The 15,749-nt window shown below is 47.9% G+C and carries 20 protein-coding genes and 10 tRNA genes; 25 read left to right on the forward strand and 5 right to left on the reverse strand.

Annotated elements, in window-relative coordinates:
• Nucleotides 1-15 precede the first annotated feature (15 nt).
• Nucleotides 16-1,062, reverse strand: coding sequence for a metal ABC transporter solute-binding protein, Zn/Mn family (locus KNO99_RS07595; protein ID WP_214747060.1), 1,047 nt, complete (start codon nt 1,060-1,062; stop codon nt 16-18).
• A 173-nt stretch (nt 1,063-1,235) separates the two neighbouring features.
• On the opposite strand from KNO99_RS07595, the gene KNO99_RS07600 reads away from it, so the two are divergent.
• The 3 genes from KNO99_RS07600 (at nt 1,236) to KNO99_RS07610 (ending at nt 3,321) form a co-directional block, all read left to right on the forward strand.
• A complete protein-coding gene (locus KNO99_RS07600; RefSeq protein WP_214747063.1) occupies nt 1,236-2,171 on the forward strand; it encodes an alpha/beta hydrolase in 936 nt (311 codons plus the stop codon).
• A 63-nt stretch (nt 2,172-2,234) separates the two neighbouring features.
• Complete coding sequence (locus KNO99_RS07605) at nt 2,235-2,834, forward strand: histidine phosphatase family protein (protein ID WP_214747066.1); 600 nt, start codon at nt 2,235-2,237, stop codon at nt 2,832-2,834.
• 10 nt (nt 2,835-2,844) lie between these two features.
• Complete coding sequence (locus KNO99_RS07610; protein WP_214696004.1) at nt 2,845-3,321, forward strand: DUF456 domain-containing protein; 477 nt, start codon at nt 2,845-2,847, stop codon at nt 3,319-3,321.
• A 75-nt stretch (nt 3,322-3,396) separates the two neighbouring features.
• On the opposite strand, the gene KNO99_RS07615 is transcribed toward KNO99_RS07610, so the two are convergent.
• Entirely contained in the window at nt 3,397-3,870 is a 474-nt protein-coding gene (locus KNO99_RS07615; RefSeq protein WP_214696006.1) for a YwpF-like family protein, read from the reverse strand.
• A 113-nt stretch (nt 3,871-3,983) separates the two neighbouring features.
• Between KNO99_RS07615 and KNO99_RS07620 the strand changes: the two genes are divergently transcribed.
• Entirely contained in the window at nt 3,984-4,286 is a 303-nt protein-coding gene (locus KNO99_RS07620) for a 7TM diverse intracellular signaling domain-containing protein (protein ID WP_031424443.1), read from the forward strand.
• A gap of 36 nt (nt 4,287-4,322) precedes the next feature.
• On the opposite strand, the gene KNO99_RS07625 is transcribed toward KNO99_RS07620, so the two are convergent.
• On the reverse strand, nt 4,323-5,768 hold the full coding sequence (locus KNO99_RS07625; protein WP_214747069.1) for a nicotinate phosphoribosyltransferase: 1,446 nt from the start codon (nt 5,766-5,768) through the stop codon (nt 4,323-4,325).
• 22 nt (nt 5,769-5,790) lie between these two features.
• The gene (locus KNO99_RS07630; RefSeq protein ID WP_214747072.1) at nt 5,791-6,324 is read right to left on the reverse strand and encodes a cysteine hydrolase family protein; all 534 of its coding nucleotides are present in this window, start codon (nt 6,322-6,324) and stop codon (nt 5,791-5,793) included.
• A gap of 140 nt (nt 6,325-6,464) precedes the next feature.
• Here KNO99_RS07630 and KNO99_RS07635 point away from each other — a divergent pair, with 140 nt between their 5' ends.
• From KNO99_RS07635 to KNO99_RS07645, 3 genes are read left to right on the forward strand one after another with little or no spacing between them, the layout of a single operon-like run.
• Complete coding sequence (locus KNO99_RS07635) at nt 6,465-6,740, forward strand: 4a-hydroxytetrahydrobiopterin dehydratase (RefSeq protein ID WP_015880543.1); 276 nt, start codon at nt 6,465-6,467, stop codon at nt 6,738-6,740.
• On the forward strand, nt 6,733-7,215 hold the full coding sequence (locus KNO99_RS07640) for a type III secretion system chaperone (RefSeq protein WP_251130691.1): 483 nt from the start codon (nt 6,733-6,735) through the stop codon (nt 7,213-7,215). The genes KNO99_RS07635 and KNO99_RS07640 overlap by 8 nt, the downstream gene beginning before the upstream one ends.
• A 33-nt stretch (nt 7,216-7,248) precedes the next feature.
• On the forward strand, nt 7,249-7,566 hold the full coding sequence (locus KNO99_RS07645) for a hypothetical protein (RefSeq protein ID WP_214696016.1): 318 nt from the start codon (nt 7,249-7,251) through the stop codon (nt 7,564-7,566).
• Nucleotides 7,567-7,612: 46 nt separating this feature from the next.
• Here the strand turns inward: KNO99_RS07645 and KNO99_RS07650 are convergent, their stop codons facing one another.
• Nucleotides 7,613-8,338: a rhomboid family intramembrane serine protease gene (locus KNO99_RS07650; RefSeq protein ID WP_074036668.1), complete on the reverse strand. Its 726-nt coding sequence runs from the start codon at nt 8,336-8,338 to the stop codon at nt 7,613-7,615.
• Between the two features lie 63 nt (nt 8,339-8,401).
• Between KNO99_RS07650 and acpS the strand changes: the two genes are divergently transcribed.
• From acpS to KNO99_RS07740, 18 genes are all read left to right on the forward strand, one after another.
• A complete protein-coding gene (gene acpS, locus KNO99_RS07655; protein ID WP_214747075.1) occupies nt 8,402-8,770 on the forward strand; it encodes a holo-ACP synthase in 369 nt (122 codons plus the stop codon).
• A complete protein-coding gene (alr, locus tag KNO99_RS07660; RefSeq protein ID WP_214747079.1) occupies nt 8,757-9,833 on the forward strand; it encodes an alanine racemase in 1,077 nt (358 codons plus the stop codon). The genes acpS and alr overlap by 14 nt, the downstream gene beginning before the upstream one ends.
• Nucleotides 9,834-9,962: 129 nt before the next feature.
• The gene (locus KNO99_RS07665; RefSeq protein WP_026824473.1) at nt 9,963-10,241 is read left to right on the forward strand and encodes a hypothetical protein; all 279 of its coding nucleotides are present in this window, start codon (nt 9,963-9,965) and stop codon (nt 10,239-10,241) included.
• A 5-nt stretch (nt 10,242-10,246) separates the two neighbouring features.
• Nucleotides 10,247-10,597 carry a type II toxin-antitoxin system PemK/MazF family toxin gene (locus tag KNO99_RS07670; RefSeq protein ID WP_026824472.1) on the forward strand — a complete coding sequence of 117 codons (351 nt, stop codon included), beginning with the start codon at nt 10,247-10,249 and terminating at the stop codon, nt 10,595-10,597.
• A gap of 142 nt (nt 10,598-10,739) precedes the next feature.
• On the forward strand, nt 10,740-11,066 hold the full coding sequence (locus KNO99_RS07675; RefSeq protein WP_214696023.1) for an STAS domain-containing protein: 327 nt from the start codon (nt 10,740-10,742) through the stop codon (nt 11,064-11,066).
• On the forward strand, nt 11,063-11,542 hold the full coding sequence (rsbW, locus tag KNO99_RS07680; protein ID WP_214696024.1) for an anti-sigma B factor RsbW: 480 nt from the start codon (nt 11,063-11,065) through the stop codon (nt 11,540-11,542). Before KNO99_RS07675 ends, rsbW begins: the two co-directional genes overlap by 4 nt.
• Nucleotides 11,508-12,308 carry an RNA polymerase sigma factor SigB gene (gene sigB, locus KNO99_RS07685; protein ID WP_015880560.1) on the forward strand — a complete coding sequence of 267 codons (801 nt, stop codon included), beginning with the start codon at nt 11,508-11,510 and terminating at the stop codon, nt 12,306-12,308. The genes rsbW and sigB overlap by 35 nt, the downstream gene beginning before the upstream one ends.
• Before the next feature lie 69 nt (nt 12,309-12,377).
• Entirely contained in the window at nt 12,378-14,504 is a 2,127-nt protein-coding gene (locus tag KNO99_RS07690; RefSeq protein WP_214747082.1) for a Tex family protein, read from the forward strand.
• Between the two features lie 207 nt (nt 14,505-14,711).
• A tRNA-Asn gene (locus KNO99_RS07695) sits at nt 14,712-14,786 on the forward strand.
• Nucleotides 14,787-14,795: 9 nt separating this feature from the next.
• Nucleotides 14,796-14,887: transfer RNA gene (locus KNO99_RS07700), tRNA-Ser, on the forward strand.
• Between the two features lie 29 nt (nt 14,888-14,916).
• Nucleotides 14,917-14,991, forward strand: a tRNA-Glu gene (locus tag KNO99_RS07705).
• Between the two features lie 5 nt (nt 14,992-14,996).
• Nucleotides 14,997-15,072 (forward strand) — tRNA-Val (locus KNO99_RS07710).
• 21 nt (nt 15,073-15,093) lie between these two features.
• Nucleotides 15,094-15,169 (forward strand) — tRNA-Asp (locus KNO99_RS07715).
• A gap of 7 nt (nt 15,170-15,176) precedes the next feature.
• Nucleotides 15,177-15,248 (forward strand) — tRNA-Gln (locus KNO99_RS07720).
• A gap of 9 nt (nt 15,249-15,257) precedes the next feature.
• Nucleotides 15,258-15,333, forward strand: a tRNA-Lys gene (locus KNO99_RS07725).
• Between the two features lie 17 nt (nt 15,334-15,350).
• Nucleotides 15,351-15,438 (forward strand) — tRNA-Leu (locus KNO99_RS07730).
• A gap of 3 nt (nt 15,439-15,441) precedes the next feature.
• Nucleotides 15,442-15,518 (forward strand) — tRNA-Arg (locus KNO99_RS07735).
• 11 nt (nt 15,519-15,529) lie between these two features.
• A tRNA-Ile gene (locus KNO99_RS07740) sits at nt 15,530-15,606 on the forward strand.
• Nucleotides 15,607-15,749: the final 143 nt, after the last annotated feature.

A 15,749-nucleotide genomic window follows, 5' to 3' on the forward strand; every position in this document is an offset into this window, starting at 1 on the left:
GTTTCGGGATTTTGATTATTGCAAGGCTGTCTCGAGTGCCTTGACGTTTTCACGCATCAAGTCAAAATAGCTCTTGTCCATCTGTTCTTTTGTGACAGATTCCAAGTTGTAAATCGTCACGCTTTCTGCGCCGATTTCTTGTTTCACGACCTCGGCCACTTTCGGTGTGACCGTATCTTCAAAAGCGATATAGTTCAAGTCATGAAGACGCGCCTCTTCGATGATTCGTTTGAGGGCTTGTTGCGATGGTTCTTCAGAAGGTGTGAGGCCGGCGATCGGCAACTGATCGAAACCATATCGTTCAGCCAAATAGCCGTATGCCGCGTGTGTGACGAGCAACTCTGACTTCGAACCGTTCTCGACCGCTGCTTTTAACTCTGCATCGATGGCGTCTGCCTCATCCTTAAATGCACTCAATCGTTCTGAGAATTCATCTTTGTAATCAGGTGCTTCTTCGCTGAAAGCTGCTTCAATAGCTTCTGCCATCGATACGGCGTTCATCGGGTCAAGCCAAACGTGTGGATCGTATTGTCCGTGGCTATGATTGTGACCTTCTTCTTCATGAGCATGCTCATCTTCGTTATGCGCTTCTTCTTCATTGGCATGCTCGTCTTCAGAATGTCCTTCTTCTTCGTGAGCATGTTCGTCTTCAGAATGTTCATCTTCGCCATGAACATGAACGGTATCGGCTGCATCAAGCAACGTCACGTCCTCTGCCGTTTTGACGAAAGCGACGTTTTGTCCTTCCAAGCTCTTCTCCATGGACTCGACGTAAGGTTCGAGGTCATGGCCGATTGTCAAAAAGAGGTCCGCTTCTGCAATTTGAGTCATCTGCTTTGAAGTCGGCTCATATGTGTGCGGGTCTGCTCCGGGTGGGATGACCATTTCCACATTGACGCGGTCACCACCGATTTCCTCTGCCATTGATTTTAAGGCAAAAGTCGAAGCGTAGACCGTTAGTTTCTCATCTGTCGATTCGGATGCGTTGTCTCCTTCGGTATTTCCACACGCGCCAAGTAAAAGCGTGCCGGCCGCGACAGCACCTAGCCAAGTCTTCTTCATCTTTCGTCGTCCACCTTTCAAATTATCTGAATATTAAATCGTAACTGTTACGTTTTATGACTGCGAGTAATATTATAGTGTGACCTTCGGATCACGTCAAGTCCGACTTCTGATGGATAGATTTTTGAAAAAAGCGGGAATATGATTAAAAAAAGGAACGAGGAGTGGATTGTATGAGAAAGGAGACCGCCTGGTTTGTCGGGGGCGCGGCACTGGCCGCGGCAACGGCAGCCGGGGCTAGCGTGTGGAGTCAGTATGGGTCACTTGTCAGATGGCAAGAGCCCGAATTGCCGATTCGACCGACAACACGCCGGCGCCACACGTATACGTATAAGATTGTCAATGATCGTCCGCTCCAATTTGATTTGTATCTCCCACCAGGGGAGGGGCCGTTCCCTGTAGCAGTCTATGCACATGGGGGAGCATTTGTGAGAGGGAGCCGCAGCATGGTCACGCTGTTCCATCCGTTACTCGATCACTTTTTAGGGAAAGGGATCGCCGTCGTCAGTATCGATTACCGTCTATTTGAAGACGGGGTGTATTTCCCTGACAATATCATCGATGTCTCGGATGCGCTTAGCTATTTAAAACAGCATGAATCATTGCTCACCCTTGATACGAGTCAGTTGCTCGTCTGGGGCGACTCTGCTGGAGCAGCCTTAATGCTTGCGACTGCGCTCGATCGGCACAAACAATTTGTAGGTGAACTCGGGGATGACCTTCCGACAATCAAAGGAGTCATCGCCTTGTATCCACCGACGAACTTCTTGTTGTTTAAATTCATTCAAACATGGCTAGCTCATTTGAAGTTTTACGAGGGAAGCCGTGAAGAGTGGCGTGAACTAATGGTGAAATGTTCACCAGTCTCCCATCTATATGCCGATGCCCCACCTATTTTACTGTTACACGGAAAGAAAGATCCGATTGTGCCGTTCGGCCAAGCCCTTCACTTCGTCGAACATGCGAGTGATGTCGGCGCGAACGTTCAGCTCATCTCGTTTCCGAATGGGACACATTCGCTTGCAAGCTTCCTACAATCAGACAACCCGATCAAAGAAGAGCAGTTGATGGCACGGATCAATCGCTTCATTGACGAATGTCTTATCTGAAGTTGCGATTTTTAGGGAAGATGGTACGATGGGGGATGATTGAAATAGTAAGGAGTGGAAGCAGTGACAGAGTTATGTTTAGTGAGACACGGTCAGACCGATTGGAATCGTTTAGAAATCATTCAAGGACGTGAAGACAATCCGTTGAATGCACTCGGACATCAACAGGCAGAAGAGAGTGCAGCTTTTTTGAGTCAAGAAACATGGGATCTTATCGTTTCTAGTCCATTGACGCGTGCGGTCCATACGGCACAGGCAATTGCGACAGCCTGTGGAATCGAGCATGATGCGATTCGATTGGACGAGCGATTTATTGAACGCGAGTTTGGAGCAGCGTCCGGACAACCCGTGAAGGGCATTTATGAAGCGGTGCAGGCCGATGACGAGCGTCGCGTTCCGGGTCTCGAATCAGAGGATGAGATGCGTGCTCGCGTCCTAGAAGGAATGGAACATTTGGTAGAGATGTATCCCGGAAAACGGATCATTGTCGTCTGCCATTCACATGCGATTAAAGCGGCGCTCTCAGCGATTGATGACACGTATACGTTCCGTCATGCGATGCGAAACGCCTGTTCGAACTATATCATCCATCAACATGGTCAGTTTGAGGTGAAGGCGATTAATGTTGCTGATCATATCACCGATCCGGCCATCATGAAATGAGGAGACTGTCATGACGACCTTACTATGGGTATTCATCATCGCATCATTTGTGGTCGCTTTTGCTGGACTCATTTACCCGGTCATCCCGAGCGTCTTGTTCTTGTTTATCGGATACATGATTTACGGATTTGGTTTTTCATTTGAGCCGTTAACTTGGACATTCTGGGTATGGCAGTCTGTTTTCCTCATCTTCTTGTTTGTGGTGGACTACGTTGTGACCAGAGCTACAGTGGATAAACGTGGAGGGTCAGAACGGGCGAAATGGGGCGCGACCATCGGCTTGATTGCCGGACCGTTCATTTTCCCGCTCGTCGGGGTCCTCATCTTCCCATTTGTTTTCGCATTTTTAGCGGAGTTAACACTCGGGAAGACGACACGTGAAGCATGGAGTATCGGCGTGGGGACAGTTCTCGCGTTTCTCGGTAGCACGCTCTTAAAAGTGATTGGAATGACGATGATGGTCATCTTGTTCTTTATCTATGTGTGAGACGGAGCTCTTTTCTCCGTCTTTTTTGTTTGAAAGGGGAATCATTTTGGGGAAAGAAAAAACAAGGCCATTCGATTACTCGAATGACCCGGTTTTGACCAATTGATTGAAGGCGGAGCGACTGAACGATTGTTGAATCTCCACTTTCTTCTCGAAGAAGGCGGGTTTCAAATTCGACGTGGCGACCCCTTCTTGAATGAGAGAGTCGAGCACTTGTTTCGTCGCATCTTGTTTTGGATTCAACATGAGTCCTTCGGCGACGAACGTATGGTGATCGCTCAAGGCTCGTTCACTCGTGAAGGTCAAGGCGAGTGCGGCAGGCGCATTCGTCGGAGATGTGATGATGGCTTCAGCGAGGATGAGGATTCGTTTGTTTAAGTAATGGTGAAGCGTGACGGCCGATTCGGTCGGTACGAGCATCTCGAGCAACCATTCGGAATCATGTTCTTTCGAGATGATCAACCCGTCGAGCAAATCGATTGGTAAATTAAGTTCATTGCCGTACTCGTCTTGGACGAGACGGACTTGGACGAGGCGAAACGTTTTCATAGGATCGTTCCTTTCCGCGTTTTCTTTAGACCATCTTAACATAGTCTGACGAATAGAATGTGTTAAGATAACGGGGAAGAAACAGAAAAATAGAGAGTGAGGGAGGCATCAAGATGAGTTGGGTTGTTGGCGTAATCGGGTATGTGACGATTCTCGCGATCGTCTACTATGGTGTCCTTTTCTTCAAAGTGAAACGGGAGCGGAGTCGGGCCGGCTATCGAATCTTTCTTTTGCTTGCCGGACTATTTTTAGTCAGTGGGAGCGATTATATCATTGCACTGTTCCAGGGGGACACCGAAGCGACGTTTTGGCAACGAACCGTCTACTTTGTCTTGATATTGCTCTCTTTGTCGATGGCGCTTTACTTTCGGAGAAAAGAAGATCAAAGCCAAGCAGGCGAGATGACGATGGTATAAGCAAACGGTTGTGGGAATGTACCCACAACCGTTTTTTTATTTCGGTACGCGCGTCTTGCGAATCATATCGAGTTTTAAATCCCATAGTGGTTTACTGAACGTCACCGAATAGACTTCCGGCAAACGGAGGCGCTTATACTCTTCCCACAGTCCGTTCATCTGTTCATGATGGTAAGTGCGAATCTCGGTCGTGCTTGGAAGGTCGTATACACGTTTTCCGTCGAGGAAAATCGGTTGCAACAACCGTTTGACGTTAAAGTTGCGTGTCTTGATTTTGAAGGCAGGGTCGCGGACGTCAATCAAGTCGATTTCGCTATACGAGTCGACAGGTTCGTCGGCAAGGGCGATATAGTCCCCTTTGAACTTTTTCGTCTCCTTGTCGATAATGCGGTACAACTCTTTTTTATGAGGGGTCGTTGTCTTCACTTTAGAAGAAGACACTTTGATGACCGGTTTTAATTCTCCGGATTCACCCTCACGAGCGACCAATTTATAGACCATGCCGAGCGCTGGCTGTTCGTAAGCCGTGATTCCACGCGTCCCGACGAGGAACGTATCGGCTTCTGCACCTTGCATGCGTAAGTCTTGAATGACGTATTCATCTAAATCACCAGATACGACGATTTTGACATAGTCGAGACCGGCTTCATTCAATGCTTTCCGAGCGCGTTTTGACAGATAAGCGAGGTCACCCGAATCGAGTCGTACAGACTTGAGGCGGTGTCCTTTCGCCTCGAGTTCTTTTGCGACCGTGATCGCGTTCGGAAGACCGGATTTGAGTGTGTCATACGTATCAATCAGGAGACTTGTGTTGTCCGGATACATCTCTGCGAACGAACGGAATGCACTCAATTCATCATCATGGAACTGAATGTCCGCATGTTCCATCGTCCCTCCTGTCGGCACGTCGAAATCACGTCCGGCAGAAACGAGGCTCGTCACGTCGAAACCGGCGATATAAGCGGCGCGTGTCCCGTAATAGGCGGCATCGACGCCTTGTGCGCGACGTGCTCCACCTTCGAGAAGTGTCTCATTCGGAGCGGCCTGACGAATTCGGGCATACTTCGTCGCGATGAGTGATTCGTGGTTCGCGATATTGAGTAGCGCTGTTTGGAACAGTTTTGCTTCAAAGATGGTCGATTCGATTCGGACGACTTGCTCGTGTGGGAAGATGACCTCTCCTTCACGGACACTATATAGTGAACCAGTGAACTTAAAGTTTCGTAACACATCTTCGAATTCGTCTTCGAAGCCGAGTTGTTCTTTCAAGTAGGCGATGTCTTCTTCTGTGAACGAGACGTTCTCCAAGTAGTGGACAATGTTTTCGAGTCCGGCGAAGACGACATAGCCACCGCTGAACGGGTTCGAGCGGTAATAGAGGTCAAAGACGACTTTTTCGTTATGGCGACCTTGCTTCCAGTAGATATACATCCAGCGTGGGAGATAAAGGTCTGTGTGAAGTGCTAAATTGCGATGTAACATATGTTTTCCTTTCTGTTTTACGTCACTTTCCGACGACGGTCGCACCGAGAGTCGTGACGAAATGTTCGAGCGCCCATTCATGACCGACCGGGTTGAAGCTTTGGACGGCATCGGCGTGGACGACGATTTGATAACCGAGGTTGTAGGCATCTACGGCTGTATGGAGCACACAAATGTCTGTGCAGACGCCGACAAGATGAACTTCTGTAATCCCACGTTCCCGAAGACGAAGGTCAAGGTCTGTTCCGGCAAACGCACTGTACCGTGTCTTGTCGATCCAATGGTCCGCTGTTTTAGATGCTTCTTTCACCGCACCATACAATTCACGACCTTCCGTCCCACGAATATTGTGAGGCGGGAACAACGTCGTTTCAGGATGGAACGTGTCGCCTGCATCATGGACATCGTTCGCGATGACGACATAATCCTCGGTCGAGAACGTTTCGATTAACTCGACAATCCGCTCTTCAATCTCTTGCCCGGGTTTCCCACAAGTCAAACGACCACTGTCTGCGATAAAATCAAATGTATAATCAATAACAATCAATGCGCGCATGGGAGATGCTCCTCTCTCGTAATCAAAATGATGGCTATCCATCTCATTCTAAATCATTATACATCATGCGCGGAAGATTATTTTTCTCCGGTTTGGGTAGATTAAGACAGTAGACTGTATAGGGAAAGGGGATTGTGACGATGGTATTATCACAAAGTGAATTGACAGATGAACTGTCACGGTTAAACGGTTGGGAAGAAGTGAACGGGGAGATTCAGAAGACATATCGGCTTGAGACGTTCCCGGAAGCCATCCAGTTCGTCCATCTCGTAGCGGATTTAGCTGAATCGCTTGATCATCATCCGAATATCTTGATTGAGTATCGGAACGTGACATTGACCGTATCGACCCATGACGAAGGGGGCATCACGGAGAAAGACATCACACTCGCGAAAGGGTGTGAGGAGCTTGTCTAAACTGTATATGACCTTCGCGTCAGGTAGTGTGGCTGAGCGTCTCCGAAAAGAGCCGGGTGTCATTGCGGCAAATGGACATGAAACGATTCTGCTCGCAGAAGGAGAGAAGTCTCCGTTCAAGAGTGGAAAAGTGTTTGAGATTGAAGAGGCATCTGGCGAATTCGTCAAAAAAGGAAATATTTTATATGCGAATGTGCCGACGGATGAAAATGCCCGTTCGCTCCTGTTTCATCAGCTGTTGACAGAAAAGGCGCCGCTCGGGGTTGGACATGATGGATTTTCGGCGTACCGTCTAGGTGTCGACCCAGACGACAATCATGCGGTCTTGTTTATTCAATTCACGTCTGGTGGGAAACACTTCCGAGATACAGCGGACTATGCGGTACTTGAAGACCGTTTGAAACGGGCGGTCGAACAACGAGGTGCAGGTCCTGTCATAAAACACTATGTCGTCACCGAGTCAGATAATCTATAATAAAAGATAACGTCATGTTAGGGGAGGATTTTTATGAACAAGAATTATTTCTGGTTGGGGATGGCTGCGGGTGCAGTAATCGGCGCAGCGGCATCGCTTCTCCATAGCGAAACACGCGATCAACAAGTGAGACAATTGAAAGGCATGAAGTCGAAGTTGAAGTCATCGAATACATCGACAGAAGCACACGCGGTCGGTCTTCAAGCGTCATCGAAAGGCAACTTGAAAGACCGAGTCATGGAATGGAAATCGCTCTACGAAGAAAACCAAGATACAATTCAAAACCTCGTCGAAGACGTGAAAGACTTAGTCGATGCGCTTCAAGAGGCTCGTCATAAAAATCAAATCTAATCAAACGACCAAGCGAATCCGCTTGGCCGTTTTTTTGTTTCCTTCCTTATAGGAACTGCGCCAATAAGCCGAAAATCGCCAGTCCAATAATAATGTAGAAGAACCATTTTCCGTCCCCGGAATGAATAATTGGGGGCGCGTACGAACGTTGCTTATACTTCCCGTAGCGCATCGGGCGTGTATACGGAACGGCATACCGGGAGAGTGGAATGGCAAGTAAAAATCCTGCCAAAAAGCCATACACGTGGCCCCAAAGCGAAACGTTCGAACCGATGAGTGTAAAGACGGCACTGATGGCGACGAAGATATAGACCAAGCGGGCATCTTGGCTAAGCATCAACGTGCGGCGGAAGCGGCCGATGTACACATAGAATCCGAGAATGGCCAAGATGGCACCTGACGCACCAGCTTGTAGATAAAACAAGTTACTGACGGTGAAGTAGGTGAACAAGTTGGCAAGTGCCCCGGCGAATACATAAAATAGAGCAAACTTCACATGCCCGACCATACGTTCCATCGCTGGTCCGAAGATGATCAGCGCAAACGAATTAAATAGTAAGTGGCCGAGACTCAAATGAATAAAGTTGGCCGTCACTAAGCGATACCATTGTCCGTCGGCGAGTGCCAAATGAAACGACCCTCCTGTTGACACGATTCGTAAACCAGGAGCGAAAGAATCGATGACAAACACAAGGAGTTGGATTACAATGAACAGCGTTACGAGTGGATATGCCCGTACAAACGTTTGTACATTTTCCGTACGACTAAACATAACATCACCTCTTTCTCCAATTGTATAGGGAAACGGGGAAAAAAGGAAAGGAGCGAGTGTCCTGTGATTGTAGGAATCGGAGTCGATATCGTCGAGCTTGATCGGATGGCTCGCTCGATGAAACAACCACGTTTTTTAAAGCGCCTGCTCACCGATGCAGAGTATGAGTTTATTCAACAATACCCACTGCCACGTCAAATCGAGTTTGTTTCGGGTCGTTTTGCCGCAAAAGAAGCTTATGCGAAGGCAATCGGAACCGGAATCGCGCACGGTCTATCGTGGCGCCACATTGAAATTTTACCGGATGAGACAGGTCGACCTGTCATGACTGCGCCGTTTTCGGGACGAATTCATGTCAGCATCAGTCATAGCAGTGCATATGCCGTCGCACAAGTCATCTTAGAAGAGGAGGGGCAACATGTTTCGTCCTAGTCGAATCGAGATTGATCGGGCGACCATCGCCCATAACATACAAGAGTTAACACAACGTATCCCGCAAGACATCATGGCAGTTGTCAAAGCGAATGCCTACGGTCATGGGGCTGTTGAAGTAGCGAAAATCGCGCTCCAAAACGGGGCGACGATGCTTGGGGTCGCTTTATTAGAAGAAGCAATCGAACTTCGAGATGCCGGGATTGAAGCGCCGATTTTAGTCATGGAGGCGCAATTTCCCCAATATGCAGGGATTGCAGCAGAACGAGACGTCACGTTGTCCGTTTTTTCTGCCGAATGGTTAAAAGAGGCTACTGCTTATATAGAAGAAAAACCATTGACGGTTCATATTAAAGTCGACACAGGAATGGGACGTCTTGGTCTTCGTACGCGAGAGCAGCTTGATGCGTTGCTTGAAGAAGCGAACGATTCATTTGTCATTGAAGGCATCTACACCCATTTCGCGACAGCGGATGAACTTGATAGCGACTTGTACTACACACAACAAGAACGTTTCGAACACTTGATGGATGGGTTACATGAGCGGTTCCGCTATATTCATACGTCCAATTCAGCAGGGGCCATCCGAATGGCAGGACAAGACGTTCCTTATAATCTGGTCCGTGTCGGGATCGCACTCTATGGTTTATATCCGTCACATGAGATGGAAACATTCTATTCGTTCCTCCGCCCGGCCTTTACGTTGAAGAGCCAGCTGATGCAGGTGAAGCGTCTTGAGGCAGGTCAAACGATCAGTTACGGAGCGACCTATACGACATCGACCGATGAATGGATTGGTACCGTTCCAGTCGGATATGCCGACGGCTGGTTACGGAAGGCGAACGGATTTGAAGTTGAAGTAAATGGTGTTCGTTGTCCGATTGTGGGACGTGTCTGCATGGATCGCTTCATGATCCGACTTCCAGAAGAGTTTCCGGTAGGGACAGATGTGACCCTTGTCGGTGGAAACGTCACCATTGATGAACTTGCGTCATATCTTGGGACGATTAACTATGAGATCGTTTGCCAGTTCACGAGTCGATTACCGCGTCACTATGTGTGAATCACAAATCGTGTGAAATTATCTGAATTCTTTCTCGATTTCTCTATATTTTCCCATTCCCGCGTGTTATATTGATAAAGAACGCGGGAGATTTTCCGCCAGTCCATGAAACGATTCTGGAGGTGTAAGATGTTGAAGCAGCGAACTGCGGGTGCGCTAGCGTCCGTCCCAGATCGGTTCTCGCAACAAGGGGGTCCGATTTCGATGAAAGACCGTGAAACACTGTCCTTGAACGATGTAGTGACATACTTGTCTAAAGAAATTGCTGATCGACAACAAACACTGCGTGAAGAATTGGCGAAAGGCTATCAAGAGATGGCCGCGTTTAACTTGAATATGGCAGAAGAGATGCTAACGATTGAAGCCGAAGCCGAACACGCTCTCTTACGTCAAGTAAGTGGGGTGTGAGCAGAGTGATCGTAAAGCGTGGTGACGTATTTTATGCGAATCTGTCGCCCGTAGTCGGCTCAGAGCAAGGTGGCGTTCGACCCGTTCTCATCGTACAGAACGACATCGGCAATCGCTTTAGCCCGACCGTCATTGTCGCTGCGATTACAGCTCAGATTCAGAAAGCAAAACTGCCGACTCATGTGGAAGTATATCAAGAGAAGCATGGACTCGAGAGAGACTCTGTGATTTTACTTGAGCAGATTCGAACGATTGATAAGCGTCGTCTGACGGATAAAGTCACTCATCTCGATGATGAGACGATGCATAAAGTTGACCGAGCGCTAGAGATTAGTATGGGATTGATCCCTCTCTAGCCTTACATAGATCAAGACTGGTACATAGGTATCGGTCTTTTTTTAAACATTTTTTAAAAAAGTGGTTTAAGATTTTGATAGTGGGGAATTAAAGTAAATCGTACTCAATTTATCTGTACGGACATTTAGGAGGGAATAGACGATGGATTTATCGATTCGTGAGCAAGTCATTGGAGAACAATTACACCTTTACGTATCCGGAGAAGTGGATACATATACTGCACCAAAATTGAAAGAAGTATTGCATCCGGCCATCAGTGAGCAAGATGTGGTCGTTCATTTAGATGAAGTGGAGTATATGGACTCGACAGGTCTCGGTGTGTTCGTCGGGGCGTTGAAAATCGCCACGCGTAACGAAAAAGAGTTGTCACTTGTCGGGGTTACGGAGCGAGTCAATCGTCTATTCGAATTGACGGGTCTTCACAAACTTCTTTCAATTAATTCGAACGTAAGAGGTGGCACGCAATGAACAATGTTGAACAGACGGTCATGACGTTCCCGGCCAAACCCGAATATGTCGGTGTGGTTCGATTAGTCGTTTCAGGAATCGCTAACCGTATGGGATATACGTACGACGAGATCGAGGATATTAAAATCGCGGTCTCGGAAGCATGCGGGAACGCAGTTCAGCATGCGTATGAAGATCATCAAGATGGAGAGGTCAAACTCGCTTGTGGCGTATATGCAGATCGTCTTGAAATCACGATTGAAGATTCAGGCAAGACGTTCGCAGATGATGTGAAACGTCAAGCGGCTCCGGTCGAAGAGACGACGGAAATTGAATCGCTCCACGAAGGAGGACTTGGTCTCTTCCTTATCGAAGCGTTAATGGACGATGTCTCGATCAATAAAGACAACGGTGTCAAAGTGACGATGACAAAACTCCTTAACAGGGACGAGGTGGATCAGAGTGCCAGCAAAATCTCAACAACGCCATCACAGTGATGACGAGGTACTAGAGTGGATTGAACGCTACCAACAAGACGATCAAAACGAAGAAGTGCAAATGCTACTCATCAATCGCTATTCGGACCTCGTTGAAGCACTCGCCCGTAAGTTTTCGCGTGGACGAGCGATTCACGATGATCTCGTGCAAGTTGGGATGATTGGTTTATTGGCGGCACTCCGTCGATTTGACCCAGAATTCGGACGTAGCTTCGAATCGTTTGCCGTCCCGACCATCATCGGTGAAATCAAGCGATTCATCCGCGATAAAACATGGAGTGTCCATGTTCCGCGTCGGATCAAAGAGCTCGGACCGAAAATTAAGAAGACGGTTGAAGAGTTGACGACTGAATTGCAACGCTCGCCACGAATCGATGAGATTGCCGATCATCTTGGCGTATCAGACGAAGAAATTCTCGAAACGCTTGAGATGGGCAAAAGTTATCAAGCGCTATCGGTCGATAGTTCGATCGAAGCGGATAACGAAGGCAGTACGGTCACGTTACTCGACTTGGTCGGTAGCCAAGAGCGTGGATATGAATCGGTCGACCAACGTCTCATTCTAGAGAAAGCGTTCAACGTCCTAAATGAACGGGAACGCGCCATCTTAGAATGCGCCTACTATAAGAATATGAGTCAAAAAGAGACTGGAGAACTTCTTGGAATCTCGCAGATGCATGTCTCCCGTTTGCAACGGCGAGCACTCGAAAAGTTGCGTGAAGCCATCAAAGTCCCACTCAATGAAGTATTCTCAAGCGATGACTAATCGAGTCATCGCTTTTTTGTTTGAATGTTTGCTACACTTTGGAAGAGATCATAAAAGGAAGTGATTCAAGTGATTACGAAAGTGGCTAAGACGTTAAACTTGAAAGTGAACCAAGTAGAGACGGTTCAACAGCTCGCATCTGAAGGGGCGACGATTCCGTTCATGGCCCGTTACCGGAAAGAAATGACGGGGAACCTGGATGAAGTCGAAATTAAAACAATCTTGGACGCCCTTCAATATGAAGAAAGTCTGCAAAAACGGAAAACGGATGTTCTGGCTAAGTTAGAAGAGCTGGAAAAGAACACACCTGAACTAACGAAGGCGTTAGAGGCAGCGACAACCCTTCAGCAAGTGGAAGATATCTACTTACCCTATCGTCCGAAACGGCGGACGAAAGCGGAACAAGGGCGTGAAAAAGGGTTGCAGCCACTTGCGGACTGGTTCCGAGATAAGTCTCCATATTCAACAGATGTGGTTGAAGAACTCTCGAAGGATGTAGCGCTAGAAGAAGCCATTCCGCTCGTACATGCCATCATCGGGGAAGAATGGGGGGAAGAAGCAAAATTAAGACAGATGCTTCGTGACCGTGTTCGCAAAGAAGGAATGTTGCGTTCGAAGAAGAAAAAACAAGCGGAAGACGAAAAAGAGATCTTTGCGCAGTATTATGAATATGAAGAGAAAATTGCGGGGATTGTCCCACACCGTGTACTCGCCTTGAACCGTGGGGAGCGCACTGATGTCCTTCAAGTGAAAGTCATTTTTGACGAGACACGTTTCATGGATCAAGCGCTTCGTACATATGAGCGACTTCCCAAAGAGAAACGTGAAGTTGTCGAAGCAGCTGTGACAGAGGCTTATAAAAAATCTGTCTTCCCAGCCATTGAACGAGAGATTCGTGGTGAATTGACCGACAAGGCAGAGGAGCAGGCAATCGATGTGTTCTCGAAAAACTTAAAGCAACTCTACATGCAACCGCCTCTTCGCGAGGTCGTCGTTTTAGGGATCGATCCGGCTTATCGCACAGGATGTAAATGGGCGGTCGTCAATGAAATCGGAAAAGTCGAAGAGGTCGGTGTCTTCTATCCGACGGCTCCGAAGCACGATATCGATGGAGCGGAGAAAGTGTTAACGAGACTCGCTAAGAAATATCCAATTTCCGTTATTGTCGTCGGAAACGGTACGGCATCAAGGGAGACCGAACAATTCGTTGCGGATTGGTTAAAGAAAGCAGAGCGTGAGATTGCTTACGCGATTGTGAACGAAGCGGGAGCGAGTGTCTATTCTGCATCGGAAGTCGCACGTAGTGAATTTCCGGACTTAAAAGTAGAGGAACGGTCAGCCGTCTCGATTGCACGCCGAATTCAGGATGCGATGGCGGAACTCGTCAAAGTCGACCCGCAGTCGGTCGGTGTTGGGCAATATCAGCATGATGTGAGTCAGAATAAACTGAAGGCATCTTTAGAATTCGTCGTGGAGAGCGTGGTTAACATGGTCGGAATCGATGTGAACCGTGCCTCGGAGTCTTTATTGACTTACGTATCGGGACTGAACAAAACGACTGCTAAAAATATTGTGGTATATCGTGAAGAGAATGGACGCTTTGAAACGAGAAAGGAAATTAAGAAAGTGCCAAGACTTGGAGCGAAGGCATTCGAGCAGGCGGCTGGATTCTTGCGAATTATGAATGGGAAGGACGTTCTCGACCAGACGGAGATTCACCCAGAGAGTTATTCCCTCGCATTATCAATCTTAAAAGAAATCGGATCCTCGAAAGCTGAGGTCGGAACAGCTGCATTGCGTGAACGGTTACAACAAGTTGATGCGAATGTATTGAGTGAGCGATTAGATGCGGGACTTCCAACTGTCGAGGATATCTTGAAGTCGTTAGCGAAACCAGGACGTGACCCACGGGAAGATATTCAAAAGCCGTTACTGCGCACGGACGTCATGAGTCTTGAAGACCTTCAAGTCGGAATGGAATTCCAAGGGACCGTTCGAAACGTCATTGATTTTGGTGCGTTCGTGGATATTGGTGTAAAACAGGACGGGCTCGTCCATATTTCGAAATTATCGAATCGCTACGTGAAGCATCCGTTAGATGTCGTGGCGGTCGGTGATATCGTTACGGTATGGATCGAACAGGTCGATGTCAACCGGGGACGAATTAGTTTGACGATGCTTGAACCGAACAGTTAATAAGAAGAAACTCGAATCAGGTAAAATGTTTTTCATTTTACCTGATTTTTTTTAGAAAAAGTGTTGACGGTCTTTTTGTACCGTGATATCTTATAGAAGTCGCCGAGAGACGGCATGCGAAATAAAAGTTTTTCTAAGAAAGTGATTGACAGGTTTCTGGTTTGCGGTTACAATATAAATCGTTACTTCGATAATTTCAAGCAACGTTCCGCAATAGCTCAGTGGTAGAGCAACCGGCTGTTAACCGGTAGGTCGTAGGTTCAAATCCTACTTGCGGAGCCATTTTATTTTGGAGACGTACCCAAGAGGCTATAAGGGGCTCCCCTGCTAAGGGAGTAGGCTGGGAAACCGGTGCGAGGGTTCGAATCCCTCCGTCTCCGCCACTTAAAATTACTTAGAAGACACATACACTGGCCCGTTGGTCAAGCGGTTAAGACACCGCCCTTTCACGGCGGTAACACGGGTTCGAATCCCGTACGGGTCACCATATATGGAGGATTAGCTCAGCTGGGAGAGCACCTGCCTTACAAGCAGGGGGTCGGCGGTTCGATCCCGTCATCCTCCACCATTTCAAATAAAAACGTAATCTGGTCTTGTGGTGTAGGGGTTAACATGCCTGCCTGTCACGCAGGAGATCGCGGGTTCGAATCCCGTCAAGACCGCCATTTACGTTGGGCTGTAGCCAAGTGGTAAGGCATCGGATTTTGATTCCGACATGCGAAGGTTCGATCCCTTCCAGCCCAGCTTTTATTTGAGTCATTAGCTCAGTTGGTAGAGCATCTGACTTTTAATCAGAGGGTCGCAGGTTCGAGCCCTGCATGACTCACCATTTTAATTTCATACGCTGCGGTCGTGGCGGAATCGGTAGACGCGCTAGGTTGAGGGCCTAGTGGTGGTTAACACCGTGGAGGTTCAAGTCCTCTCGACCGCACCATATGCACCCTTAGCTCAGCTGGATAGAGCGTTAGACTACGAATCTAAAGGCCGGGAGTTCGAATCTCTCAGGGTGCACCATTCTTTTTTATGGGCCTATAGCTCAGCCGGTTAGAGCGCACGCCTGATAAGCGTGAGGTCGGTGGTTCGAGTCCACTTAGGCCCACCATTTAAACTGACGAACTTTGAAAACTGAACGATGAGGCAAAAATAAGTTTTACAATTTTTGAATGAAGCGCAAGCTTCGTCAATTTAAGAGCTATATCAAATTCTTTGGAGAGTTTGATCCTGGCTCAGGACGAACGCTGGCGG

This window comes from Exiguobacterium sp. s189, from assembly GCF_018617615.1.
Lineage (GTDB): Bacteria > Bacillota > Bacilli > Exiguobacteriales > Exiguobacteriaceae > Exiguobacterium > Exiguobacterium aestuarii_A.